9 protein-coding genes are annotated in these 13,084 nt (G+C 63.1%); 5 read left to right on the forward strand and 4 right to left on the reverse strand.

The window, feature by feature from the left end; translation table 11 throughout:
* Window positions 1–224: 224 nt before the first annotated feature.
* Window positions 225–1,664: an NAD-dependent succinate-semialdehyde dehydrogenase gene (locus tag AC1DDS_RS13830; protein WP_477479426.1), complete on the reverse strand. Its 1,440-nt coding sequence runs from the start codon at window positions 1,662–1,664 to the stop codon at window positions 225–227.
* Between the two features lie 327 nt (window positions 1,665–1,991).
* Here AC1DDS_RS13830 and AC1DDS_RS13835 point away from each other — a divergent pair, with 327 nt between their 5' ends.
* Window positions 1,992–3,788: an ABC transporter ATP-binding protein/permease gene (locus tag AC1DDS_RS13835; protein WP_477479427.1), complete on the forward strand. Its 1,797-nt coding sequence runs from the start codon at window positions 1,992–1,994 to the stop codon at window positions 3,786–3,788.
* Between the two features lie 40 nt (window positions 3,789–3,828).
* On the opposite strand, the gene AC1DDS_RS13840 is transcribed toward AC1DDS_RS13835, so the two are convergent.
* Entirely contained in the window at window positions 3,829–4,290 is a 462-nt protein-coding gene (locus AC1DDS_RS13840; RefSeq protein WP_477479428.1) for an Lrp/AsnC family transcriptional regulator, read from the reverse strand.
* A 124-nt stretch (window positions 4,291–4,414) separates the two neighbouring features.
* Between AC1DDS_RS13840 and alr the strand changes: the two genes are divergently transcribed.
* Window positions 4,415–5,533: an alanine racemase gene (gene alr / locus AC1DDS_RS13845; RefSeq protein ID WP_477479429.1), complete on the forward strand. Its 1,119-nt coding sequence runs from the start codon at window positions 4,415–4,417 to the stop codon at window positions 5,531–5,533.
* 37 nt (window positions 5,534–5,570) lie between these two features.
* Window positions 5,571–6,821 carry a D-amino acid dehydrogenase gene (locus AC1DDS_RS13850; RefSeq protein WP_477479430.1) on the forward strand — a complete coding sequence of 417 codons (1,251 nt, stop codon included), beginning with the start codon at window positions 5,571–5,573 and terminating at the stop codon, window positions 6,819–6,821.
* Window positions 6,822–6,900: 79 nt separating this feature from the next.
* On the opposite strand, the gene AC1DDS_RS13855 is transcribed toward AC1DDS_RS13850, so the two are convergent.
* Both AC1DDS_RS13855 and AC1DDS_RS13860 read right to left on the reverse strand, forming a co-directional pair.
* Window positions 6,901–10,092 (reverse strand): efflux RND transporter permease subunit, encoded by a 3,192-nt coding sequence (locus AC1DDS_RS13855; RefSeq protein ID WP_477479431.1) that lies wholly within the window; start codon window positions 10,090–10,092, stop codon window positions 6,901–6,903.
* A 3-nt stretch (window positions 10,093–10,095) separates the two neighbouring features.
* Window positions 10,096–11,196 (reverse strand): efflux RND transporter periplasmic adaptor subunit, encoded by a 1,101-nt coding sequence (locus AC1DDS_RS13860; protein WP_477479432.1) that lies wholly within the window; start codon window positions 11,194–11,196, stop codon window positions 10,096–10,098.
* A gap of 214 nt (window positions 11,197–11,410) precedes the next feature.
* Here AC1DDS_RS13860 and AC1DDS_RS13865 point away from each other — a divergent pair, with 214 nt between their 5' ends.
* Together AC1DDS_RS13865 and lhgO are read left to right on the forward strand one after the other, a co-directional pair.
* Window positions 11,411–11,767, forward strand: coding sequence for a YbaN family protein (locus AC1DDS_RS13865; RefSeq protein ID WP_477479660.1), 357 nt, complete (start codon window positions 11,411–11,413; stop codon window positions 11,765–11,767).
* Between the two features lie 126 nt (window positions 11,768–11,893).
* The gene (lhgO, locus tag AC1DDS_RS13870; protein ID WP_477479433.1) at window positions 11,894–13,081 is read left to right on the forward strand and encodes an L-2-hydroxyglutarate oxidase; all 1,188 of its coding nucleotides are present in this window, start codon (window positions 11,894–11,896) and stop codon (window positions 13,079–13,081) included.
* The last annotated feature ends 3 nt before the right edge of the window (window positions 13,082–13,084 follow it).

A 13,084-nucleotide genomic window follows, 5' to 3' on the forward strand; every position in this document is an offset into this window, starting at 1 on the left:
GACCATCGGTTGTCACGGTCGGAAAATCGCAAATACCCATTCTTGAAGCAAAGAATGGGTATTTGTTGGGCGTGACGCCTGCGAAAAATCCGTTCCGGGAAACTGTCTGCGGTGGAAATTTCCACCAACTCTATAGACTTTAGCCGTTCCGGCGCATTGCGCGCCGAAACCACTGATTGAATTGAACCGCCCTTCTCCTGTTCAGGTCAGGCGGCGTCGAACGGTCAGACGACCGAGACGAACTTCGTCACGAGATAGGCCTCGATCGCCTCCGATCCACCCTCGTTGCCGTATCCGGAATCCTTGATGCCGCCGAAGGGGACTTCCGGTAGCGCAAGGCCGTTGTGGTTGATCGTCGTCATGCCGGCCTCGACGCGCGTCGCAAGCGCATGCGCGCTTTCAATCGACGAGGTGAAGGCATAGGAGGCCAGGCCGAACGGCAGGCGGTTTGCTTCCTCGATCGCCGCATCAAGGCTTGCGACCGGATTGATGATGGCAAGCGGGCCGAACGGCTCCTCGTTCATCACCCGGGCATCGGTCGGCACGTTGGCGAGAACCGTTGCCTCGAAGAAGTTGCCCTTGTTGCCGATCCGCCGTCCACCGGTCACGAGCCGTCCACCGCGTTCGACCGCGTCGTTGATCAGCGCCTCGAGGGCTGGGATGCGGCGCTCGTTTGCGAGCGGCCCCATCGTCACGCCGTCCTCCAGCCCGTTGCCGGTCTTGACCGCGCGCGCAGCCTCGACGAAGCCGTCAAGGAAGCGATCGAACACCTTTTCCTGGACAAGGAAACGCGTCGGCGAGACGCAGACCTGGCCGGCATTGCGGAACTTCGAGAAGGCCAGAACCTTCACCGCCTTTTCGACGTCGGCGTCCTCCAGCACGATCGCCGGGGCGTGGCCGCCGAGCTCCATCGTCGCCCGTTTCATGTGCAGACCGGCGAGTGCCGCCAGTTGCTTGCCGATCGGGGTCGAGCCGGTGAACGAGATTTTGCGGATGACCGGATGCGCGATGAGATATTCAGAGATCTCGGAAGGAACGCCGAAGACGAGCCCGACGACGCCGGCGGGAACCCCGGCATCGACGAAGACGCGGATCAGTTCGGCGGGCGAAGCCGGCGTTTCTTCCGGTGCCTTGACGATGATCGAGCAACCTGCGGCAAGGGCGCCGGACAGCTTGCGGACAATCTGATTGATCGGGAAGTTCCAGGGCGTGAAGGCGACTGCCGGACCGACGGGCAGCTTGATCGCGGTCTGCGAGACGTTCGGACTGCGACCGGGGATCACCTGGCCGTAGGTGCGGCGACCCTCTTCGGCGAACCATTCGATCAGGTCGCTAGCGGCGGCGATTTCGCCCATCGCCTCAGCGAGCGGCTTGCCCTGCTCGCGGGTCATCAAGACGGCAATGCCTTCCCGGCGCTCGCGCAGGATGTCGGCGGCGCGGCGCATGATCTTCGAGCGCTCGTAGGCAGAAACCGCGCTCCAGACCTTGAAGCCGGCGTCGGCCGCGGCCACTGCGGCGTCGAGATCCGCGCGCGTTGCCTTCGACACCTTGCCGATCTGCTCGCCGGTCGCCGGATCGAGCACCGGAATCGTCGCGCCGTCCGAGGAGCCGCGCCATTCGCCGTTGATCAAAAGCGTAGTGTCTCGATATGCATGCGTCGTCATCATATTCTCCGAGCTTCGGCAGGGCGCCGCTGGGGCGCCGGGATTTGCGTGCGCCCTGCTTGTATCGAATTGCGCTCCGGAAGCAACCTGCCCGATCATCGCACCTATTGATACGATGCCGCCGGTCGGCCTGTTTCAGTAAGGCCCGTGGACGTCGGCATAAAATTGATTGTTTGAGCGTCAAAGTGATGTGGTGCCCTCGGCGGCAGGCGCTAATCTTTCGACGCTACACCCGCTTTGCCGCTCGCGCTGTGATGCTCCAGTAATCGAAGGCAGGCGCTCCGCTCTCCGAGGAGCGGGCGCTCCTTGCGACAGAAGGATCGGACGATGCCCAATGCAAATGGGAAAAATACCAGACCCGCCAACCCTCCGGGATTGGACGACCCCGGTCTATGGGCGCAATTGATGACGATGCGGCAGATCTACCTTGCATCACCGGTTTTCAGAACGCTCTTTTGCCTCGCAGTTGGTAGTTTCTTCGTTGTCGTCGCCACCGCGTTGGGCCAGATCGTACTGAACCGGTGGTACAAACCCTTCTACGACGCGATCGAGCGGCGCGACACCGGAGCCTTCTTTCACCAGTTGACGATATTTGCCGGGATAGCCGGCGTCCTTCTGCTGTTCAACGTCTCGCAACAGTGGCTGAACCAGATGTTTCGACTCAAGCTGCGCGAGGGCTTGACCAGAGACCTCATTGCCGAGTGGATGCGCCCCCGACGCGCCTTCCGGCTGGCCAATGCCGGCGCGATCGGCGTCAACCCGGACCAGCGCATGCAAGAGGATGCCGGGCACCTGGCCGACCTGACGACCGATCTCGCTTTCGGTCTCCTGCAGTCAACGATCCTGCTGTTTTCCTTCGTCGGCGTCCTTTGGGCGCTCTCTGACGGTTTCATATTTCACGTCGGCGGACGGAGCATAGACATCCCCGGCTATATGGTCTGGGCGGCGATCATCTATGCCGGTTCCGCCTCCTGCCTCAGTTGGTTGGTTGGACGCCCGCTGATCAACCTCAACGGCGAGCGTTACAATCGCGAGGCGGCGCTGCGCTTCACCATGATGCGCGTCAACGAACATATCGATTCCATCACGCTCGCAGGAGGCGAGCCGAGCGAAAGACAAAGGCTGGAGAACGATCTCGGGTCCGTGCTGATGGCGATGCGCAACATCTTCCGCGCGCAGATCAATCTGGCCTGGGTGGTCGACAGCTACGGCTGGGTAACAGTGGTCGCGCCGATCCTGGTGGCGGCACCCGTCTACTTCGCCGGACAGATCAGCTTCGGCGGGCTGATGATGGCAGTCGGCGCCTTCAACCAGGTTCACACCTCGCTGCGCTGGTTCATCGCCAATATCGGCGCCATCACCGACTGGCGCGCGACGCTGCAGCGGATCACTGCATTCCGCAGTGCCCTGATCGGCACCGACGCCTTGAACGATGCCGAAGGACGCATCGAATTCGCGATGAACGACAGCAACCGCCTGACGATCGACGGTCTCGAAGTTGTCTCACCGAGCGGCCATACCCGGCTAGAGGAGCCCCGGGTCGAGATCATGCCGGGCGAACGGATCGTCATCTCGGGTGATCCAGGGACCGGCAAGACCCTTCTCTTCCGCGCATTGGCCGGGCTCTGGCCGTGGGGCAGCGGACGCGTGGGCCTGCCGAAGGACGAGCCGGTCACCTTCTTGCCGCGCACGCCCTATCTGCCGCCCGGCAAACTTCGTGATGTTCTCTCCTATCCGCAGGCCGACATTTTCGACGACGCGCAGCTGACCGACGCGCTGTCGAGGGTCGACCTCCAGCGCCTAGTGTCACAACTCGACACGGAAGCGCGCTGGGACCGTGAACTGAGCGACGAGGACGAGCGCTTGCTCGCTTTCGCACGCCTGTCCCTGCACAGGCCACGCTGGGTGTTCATCGATGAGGTTTTGGAATCGATGGAACCTCCAGCACAAAGGCGGGCTCTATCGATCCTCCAGAAGGATTTGCACGGTACGACAATCGTCAGCATCGGACGGCCGCTTCCCGATCACAGCCTCTTTACCCGTGGCCTCCAACTGGTGCGGTTCGCCAAGCCATCAAAGCATCATCCTGCCCGCTCGGACAGGAAGCTGGAGGAAAAGGCCTAGGAGCAAGGCTTCGAACTCGCGCGACGGCAGCTTGACCAGCTCAGCGCGGCTGGACCCGGGTTGCCAGTATGTTGCGGATCGAGAAGCTCGAGTGGATACGCAAGACTCCCGGCAGCTTCGCCAGGATTTCCTTGTGGATTCGCTCGAAGTCACCGGCGTTTTCCACCTCGACCCGCAGCAGATAATCCGACCCGCCGGTCATCAGATAGCATTCCTGGATTTCCGGATGCCGCTTAACCGCGGACTCGAAGCGATTCAGGTGCTCTTCCGTCTGACGTTCGAGCGTGATGTTGATGATGACCGCAATCGGGTTCTCGCCTTCCGAGTTGCCGACGAGCGCCGTATAGCCGCGAATAACGCCCGATTGTTCGAGCAGGCTGATCCGCCGCAGGCAGGCCGACGGCGACAGGCCAACCTCCTCCGACAGCTTCGCGTTCGTGATGCGCGCATTCAACCGCAGCTGGCGGATGATATTGCGATCGATCGAGTCCAAACCCCTCATGCAGAATCGTCCATCTTTTCGCATAAAATTCTGCTTATTATTACGAAATGCAATAACAGAGCAATAATTCGAAGGAAAGCGCTCGATCGTTTCACTAGCCTGTTCCGATATCGGGAGTTGGGCAGTGAATACACAACCGCGTGAAATCATCAACCAGGATGGCGCTTCGGGATATCTTGCGATCGACCTGAAGGCCTTGCGGCAGAACTATCGTCAGTTGGTCGAGCGTGCAGCGCCGGCGCCCGTCGCAGCCGTGGTCAAGGCGAACGCCTACGGCCTGGACGCTGCCCGTGTCGCGCCGGTCTTCTACGATGCCGGCTGCCGAGATTTCTTCGTCGCCCACATCGGCGAGGCGCTTCGGCTCAAGCCGGCCATCCATGGCGATGCCCGGATCTTTGTCCTGAACGGCCTGCAGCCCGGCGCCGAAGAAACGTGCGCCCACGACGGCATCATCCCGGTCCTCAATTCGCTGGAGCAGGTTGAGAACTGGTCGCGGGTCGCAAAAGCACGCCGTGCTCGTCTTCCCGCCGTCCTGCAGATCGACAGCGGCATGTCGCGGCTCGGCCTGCCGCCGGAAGAGGTCACAGCGCTTGCCGCCGATCGCCGCCTGCTCGATGGCATCGACCTCCTCTTTCTCATGAGCCATCTCGCAAGTGGCGACGAGTCGGAAAATATCCAGAACGACGACCAGCTTGCGGCCTTGCAAGCGGCCTCGGCCCTGTTCCCCACGCTCCCGCTCAGCTTTGCGAATTCCGGCGGTATCTTCCTCGGCGGCGATTTCCACGGCGCGTTGGCGCGCCCGGGGATTGCGCTGTACGGCGGCGCGCCGACCGATGCCATGGCAAACCCGATGCGTCCGGTCGTGCGGCTCGATGTCCGCGTGATCCAGACGCGAACGGTTCCGGCCGGCACGCGTGTCGGCTATGGCGGCGCGCATGTCACCACCGGGGAAACCCGTCTGGCGACCATTGCGGCCGGCTATGCGGACGGCCTGCCGCGCAGCCTGAGCCACAGGGGGGCGGCCTATTACGGCGGGGTGCGCCTGCCGATCGTCGGGCGCGTGTCGATGGACAGCATCACGATCGATATCAGCGCCCTGCCGCCCGGCACGCTGAAGCTCGGCAGCCTGGTCGAACTGATCGGCCCGAACCAGACGCTGGAAACCCTCGCCGCCGATGCGGGCACCATCTCCTACGAAATCCTGACGGGTCTCGGCGATCGCTACCACCGCGAATACCGATGACCTTTCGCGCGCACAGATAAAGTTCAATGGGGCAATCATGAAAATCACCGTACTGGGCGCCGGCGTCATCGGCGTCACCACAGCCTACTATCTCGCCAAGGCAGGCCATGAAGTGACCGTGCTCGACCGGCAGGCGGGTTCCGCGCTGGAGACAAGCTTTGCCAATGCCGGCGAAATCTCGCCCGGCTACGCCTCGCCGTGGGCTGCGCCCGGGATCCCGCAGAAGGCGGTCAAGTGGCTGTTCATGAAACATGCGCCGCTGATCATCCGGCCGATGGCCGATGCTGCCACCTGGCGCTGGATGATGTCGATGCTGGCAAACTGCACGAGCGCCCGCTACGCCACGAACAAGGGACGTATGGTCCGCCTCGCCGAATACAGCCGCGACTGCCTGATCGCGCTTCGCGAGGAGATCGGCATTTCCTACGACCATCGCACCCAGGGCACCCTTCAGCTCTTCCGGACCCAGAAGCAACTGGACGGTATCGGCAAGGACGTGGAAGTGCTGCGCGCCGACGGCGTCCCCTTCGAGGTTCTCGATCCCGCCGGCTGCATCGCCGCCGAACCGGCGCTTGCCCGCGTGAAGCAGAAGTTCGTCGGCGGCCTGCGCCTGCCGAACGACGAGACCGGCGACTGCTTCAAGTTCACCACCATCCTGCAGGAGCAGGCCGAGGCGCTCGGGGTCACCTTCCGCTTCGGCGTCGACATTCGCCGGCTGAAGCATCTCGGTGACCGCATCGTTGCCGTCGAGACCGCCGACGGCCTCGTGGAATCCGACCTTTTCGTCACCGCCCTCGGCAGCTACACGCCGGCGCTGATCAAGCCGCTCGGCCTCAACGCGCCGATCTACCCCGTGAAGGGCTATTCGATCACGGTTCCGATCGTTGACGAAAGCCGTGCTCCGGTTTCGACGATCATGGACGAGACCTACAAGATCGCCATCACGCGCCTTGGCGACCGGATCCGCGTCGGCGGCATGGCCGAGATCGCCGGCTTCAGCCACGACCTGCCGGCGGCGCGCCGCGCCACGCTCGAGCAGTCGGTGGAAGACCTCTTCGGCGGCGCGGGCGATCAGTCGCAGGCGACGTTCTGGTCGGGGCTGCGGCCGATGACGCCCGACGGCACGCCGGTCATCGGCGGCACGCGGTTCAAGAACCTGTTCATCAATTCAGGCCACGGCACGCTCGGCTGGACGATGGCCTGCGGCTCCGGCCGCGTGCTTGCCGACATCATCAGCGGCCGCCAGCCGGAGATCCAGTCGGCGGACCTCGCGCTCAGCCGGTATTGAGAGCAAAGCGGCGGGGGATCGTGGGATCCCCTGCCCCCACCAGCCCCAGCAATCGATCCTCACCGTTGAGTCCTGATCGCTACTGCGCGGCCTGGTCCTGACTTGCGGCCGCGGCGGCCTTCTGTTGCTCAGCATCGCCAACCGGAGCATGTCCAATTCCTGCTAGGCTGTGCGCCCTCTCGCGCAGCCATTGGAATACGACATAGAGAGCAGGAATCAGGAAGATTCCGACCAGCGACGCGACAAGCATTCCGCCGGCGACGCCGGTGCCCACCGCCCGGCGGCTGAGCATCCCCGCGCCCGTCGCCGTCACCAGCGGAATCAGCCCGACGATGAAGGCGAAGCTCGTCATCATCACCGCACGGAAGCGGGTACGCGCGCCGTCGATCGCCGCGTCGATGATGCTTTCGCCTCTCTCGCGGCGGAACTTGGCAAACTCGACGATCAGGATCGCGTTCTTCGAGGCAAGCGCAATCAGCACCACCAAGCCGATCTGGGCGTAGATGTCGAACGACAGTCCGGCGACGAGAATGGAGACAAGCGCACCGGCGATGCCGACCGTCACCGACAGCAGGACGGGAACCGGGATCGTCCAGCTTTCGTAGAGCGCAACCAGGAACAGGTAAGCGAACAGGATGGCGAGCGCGAGAATGACGGTGGTCTTGCCCGCCGCCTCCAGTTCCTGCAGAGCGGTTCCCGTCCATTCGTAGCTGTAGCCGGGCGGCAGCGTCGCCGCCGAAATGGCCTCCATCGCCGCGAGCGCCGCCCCGGAGGAGACGCCCGGCGCCGGCTGCCCGTTCAGGGTGATCGACCGGTAATTGTTATAGCGTACAATCGATTGCGGACCGACGATGTAGCTCACTCGCGCGACCGACGCGACCGGAACCATCTGGCCGTTGGCGTTGCGTACATGCAGCCTTGAGATGTCGGCAACCGAGCGCCGGTCGGCCTGCGCGGCCTGCATGGTCACCCGCCAGCTTCGGCCGAACATATTGAAGTCATTGATGTAGTAGGAGCCGAGCGTGCCTTGCAGCGTTGCAAAGAGATCGCTGACGGAAACCCCCAGCGCCTGCAGCCGGTCGCGATCGAGGTCGAGATAGAGCTGCGGAGAGGTTGCCGAGTAGGTGGTGAAGGTCGGCCCGAGCAAGGGGTTCTGGTTTGCGGCAATGATCAGCCCGCGCGCCGTGGCCGCCAGGTCAGCCGGGGACCGCCCCTGCAGGTCGAGCAACTGATACTCGAAACCGGAACCGGTACCGAGGCCCATGATCGGCGGCAGGTTGAAGGCGAAGATCTGCGCCTCGCGGATTGCCGCTCCCTTGGCCATAGTGGTGGCAACTGCCGCATCGACGGAAGCAGCCGCACTCGTGCGCTCCGCGAACGGCTTCATCGTCACGACGGCGAAGCCGCTGTTCGATTTGGAGAGGCCATCGAGAAAACTGTAGCCTGTCACGCTGATCGCGTCCGCCACGCCATCGATCTCCCGCAGCATAGCTTCCACGCGCTTGACCACCGCATCGGTACGATTGAACGAGGCTCCGTCGGGCAAGCGGATTTCGACGAGGTACATGCCCTGGTCCTCGCTGGGCAGGAAGCCCGTCGGAACGATGCGGAATAGCCAGCCGGCAGCGCCGCCGGCCACCGCCAGCAGCAGCAGCCCTATGACCGCCCTTCTGGCGATGTGCCCCGCCACATAGACATAGCCATCGCGCCCCCGGTCGATGCCGCGCGAGATCCAGCCGAGGACGCCGCGCTTCGGCCCGTGGTGCGGTTTCAACAGGATCGCGCAAAGGGCCGGGCTCAGCGTCAGCGCATTGATGGCCGAGAGGACCATCGAAACGGAGACTGCAACGGCGAACTGCTGGAACAACTGCCCGCTGAGCCCCGGAATGAACGCCACCGGCACGAACACCGAAAGCAGGACGAGGGTGATGGCAACGATAGCTCCGGTGATCTCGCCCATGGCAAGCCGCGCGGCCTGCCCCGCCGGCATGCCGGGATTTTCCTCCATCACCCGCTCGACGTTCTCCACGACCACGATCGCGTCGTCGACGACAATGCCGATGGCAAGCACCAGAGCGAGAAGCGATATCGTATTGAGCGAGAAACCAAGCGCCAGAATGACCGCGAACGTACCGATCAACGCGACGGGAACGGCGACGAGCGGGATCAACGCCGCCCGCCAGTTGCCGAGAAACAGGAAGACGACGATGATGACGAGGATGAAAGCCTCGATCAGCGTATGCTGGACATTCTCCACGCTCGCCCGAACGAACTGAGCGGTATCGTAGGAAACCTGGTAAGTCAACCCAGCGGGAAAGTTCCTGGAGAGCCGCTCCATTGCCTCGTTGACGCCGCGAGCGGCGGCAAGCGCGTTGGCGCCCGGCGCCTGGTAAGTGCCGATCATCGCGACCGGCTTGCCGTTGAAACGGGCGATCGAATCCGAACTCGCCGCTCCCAGTTCCACCCTTGCAATGTCTCGAACCCGCAAGAACGAGCCATCCGGCTCGGCCCGCAAGACGATATTTTCGAACTGCGCCGGATCGGTGAGGCGCCCCTGGGTCTGTATGTTGAGCTGGAACAGCGGATCATCGGTCATCGGCTGCGCGCCGATACGACCGATTGCAGCCTGGACGTTCTGGGCCCGCAGGGCATTGGCCACGTCCGTTGGCGTCAGCTTCAGGCTGGTCATCCGGTCAACGTCCAGGATGATGCGCATCGAATAGTCCTGGGCGCCGAACAGAGCCGCGTCGCCAACGCCCGGCACCCGCTTGATGGTGTCGAGCACGTTGATGGTCGCATAGTTCGACAGGAACAGGTTGTCGAATTGACTGTCCTTGCCGTAGATCGCAATCACCTGCATCAGGGCGGACGACTTCTTGCGGACGCTCACGCCGGTTTGCTTGACTTCCGCCGGTAGCCCCGCCTCGGCGAGCGACACGCGGTTTTGCACGTTCACGGTGGCGATGTCCGGGTCGGTACCGACGGCAAAGGTGACGGCGAGGTTGTATGACCCGTCAGCGCCGCTGGTCGATTTCATGTAGAGCATGTCATCGACGCCGACGATCTTGCTCTCGATCGGCTGGGCGACCGTCGCTTCGACCACGTCGGCCCCGGCACCGGCATAGCTTGCGGTGACGCTGACCTGGGGCGGGACAATGTCGGGAAACTGCGAAACCGGCAACTGGGTCAGCGCAATGAGACCGGCCAGGGTGAGAACGATGGAGATGACAGCAGCAAACCGCGGCCGGTCGATGAAAATCTCTGAAATCATCGTTCAACCACCCGTCGCTGGCGCCGCATCGACCACCATGCCTGGCCGCACCTTGCCGACGCCATCGGTGATGACGTTTTCGCCCTCCTTCAGCCCGGATGCGACAACCGACTCGCCCCGTGTGGAACGAGAGATATCGACCCGGCGCAGCTCGACCTTGGAATCCGGGCCGACGACCATCACGAACGGCCCCTGCTGGTCACGCTGCACCGCCTCCTGCGGGACTGCCAGCACCTCCTGCTTGTCGGATTGCTCAAGCATGACGCGCACCAATGTGCCGTCGAGCAACAGACCGTCGGGATTTGGGAATTCGGCCCGAACCGTGACCGTGTCCGTCCCCTGGGACACATTGCTCGACACGAAATTGATCGTCCCCTTCGGCGGGTACACCGTTCCGTTCGGGAGAATGATCTGCACATTGGCGCCAGCCGAAACCTTGCCCTGTCGAACCTGCTCGCGGTAGGTCAGGAACATCGCTGTCGCGACAGAGAACTCGGCATACATCGGGTCGAGCCGCGTCAGGGTCGTCAGCGCCCCCGCCTCGGGTCCGACCAGGGCGCCGACATTCACCGCGGTGAGCCCGACGATCCCGTCGAAGGGAGCCGTTATCCTCGTATAGGAGAGGTTCAGTTCGGCTTGCGCCTTGGTTCCGTTCAGCCGCACGAGATCGGCCTCGGCCTTCTGCACCTGCGCCTTGGCGATATCGACCTGCGACTGGGGCGCCGTGTTGCTCGCCAGCAGACGGACTGAACGATCCCGTTCGATCACCGCCAGGTTGAGCTGAGCTTCCGCCGCCTGGATGGAACCTTCGATTTCCCGCACGGCGGCCGCATAGGTACCGTCCTCGACCTTATAAAGGAGGGTGCCGGCCGTTACTTTCTGACCTTCTGAGAAATTGATGCTTTCGAGAAAACCCGAGACGCGGGCGCGGATATCGACCTTCTGGATCGCCACGAGCCGCCCGGTGAAATCCGCACTCTCACGAAGGTCCATCACCTTGGCTGGCACGACGACGACCGCCGGAGCCTGTTGGGCTTCAGCAGGGTTGCCTGGCAGAACCGCAGGCAGCAAAAACAGGATGACGTGAAGTCCCGGAACCCGCATGCGACCTCCTCCTGAGGATACGGCTCGGTTCTGTTTTCATGCAGGAGACACAGTAGTCGTGAAAAACTCTATTGCAAAGCGGGGTTAGTTCGAATTTCCCGCGCGCTCCAACGGGCGACATTTTGTTTCGGCTTGCGCAACTGTCGGCCACCGCGCAAGCATGCTAACAGTGGGGCTCCGTCCTGAACGCCAGGTGTCACCGATGAAGCTGCCGCTGCAGATCCTCTGTCTTTGCCTTGGCTGGCTGATGGTCGCGCTTGCCATAGCCGGCGTATTTCTGCCGCTTCTCCCGACAACGCCTTTCCTGCTGCTGGCGGCCGGCCTGTTTGCCCGCTCGTCGCCTCGCTTCGAGCAATGGCTCCTCAATCATCCCGTCTTCGGCGAAACATTGCGCCGCTGGCGCGAAAAAGGAGCGATTTCGTCGCGAGCCAAGATCACGTCGGTTGCTCTGATGGTCGCAAGTTACGCCCTGTTCGTGTTTTTCAAGGCCCCGCAAGCGATGACCGCCGTCATTGTCGGGACAGTCATGGCCTTTCCGCTGTGGTTCATCCTCAGCCGCCCGAATGGTTAGGGTCGGCAAGAGAAAGGAGCCGGCGACCGTTCGGCGGTTGCACATGGGCTCCCGTAAACGCTCAATTCCGCTATGATCGAAAAACAGACCTGTCTTCTCTCACGCCGCTGAAGGATCAACCGCACAATGCTCTATGACTATTGCGTAATCGGCGGCGGCATCGTCGGGCTGGCGACCGCGATGCGGCTGCTGCAGTCACGCCCCGGTTGCAGCCTCCTTCTGCTGGAGAAGGAGGATGGCCTCGGCCTGCACCAGACGGGACACAACAGCGGCGTCATCCATGCCGGCATCTACTATCCGCCAGGTAGCCTGAAGGCGGAGCTTTGCCGCAAGGGCGCGCAGGCGACGAAAGAGTTCTGCGCCGAGAACGGAATCGCCTTCGACACCTGCGGCAAGCTTCTGGTCGCGACCACGGCGCTGGAGATGAAGCGGATGGACGCGCTTTTGGAGCGTTCGCGGCACAACGCCGTCGACGTCCACCGCGTCGGCGCAGACGAGCTTCGCGAACGCGAGCCGAACATCACCGGACTAGGCGCCCTGTTCGTTCCATCGACGGGCATCGTCGACTATGGCGAAGTCTGCCGCGCGATGGGGCGCCTAATTCAGTCCGCCGGGGGTGAGATCCGTCTCGGCACCGAGGTGCGTGCGATCAAGGAGGCACCGAACGACGTGACGATCTCCGCAGCCGGCGAGAGCTGGCGCGCGCGGAAACTGATTGTCTGCGCGGGCCTGCAGTCCGACCGGCTGGCGATGATGGCCGGCTTGGCGGTCGACCACCGCATCGTTCCGTTCCGCGGCGAATATTACAAGCTGCCGGCCAGCAAGAACCGGGTCGTGAACCACCTGATCTATCCCATTCCCGATCCCGACCTGCCCTTCCTCGGCATCCATCTGACGCGCATGATCGACGGCAGCGTGACGGTCGGGCCGAATGCCGTCATCGGGTTCGCGCGCGAGGGCTACCCGCGCCTGTCGGTCGCGCCAAGGGATGTCCTCGACTATGCCTTCTTTCCGGGCTTCTGGCGGACGGTCCTGCGCAACCGCAGCTCGGCCGTGACCGAGTTGCGAAACTCGTTATGGAAGCGCGGCTATCTCAAGGAATGCCGCAAGTACTGTCCCGGACTGGAACTGTCCGACCTCCTTCCGCATGAAGCCGGCATTCGGGCGCAGGCGGTCAAGCGCGACGGCACGCTGGTGCACGATTTTCTCTTCGCCGGCACCGACCGGATGCTGCATGTCTGCAATGCCCCCTCTCCCGCCGCAACCTCGGCCATCCCGATCGCAGACATGATCCTGGAGCGAATTTTAGGGTAAGGT

The sequence above is a fragment of the Mycoplana sp. 10N416 genome (assembly GCF_056394765.1).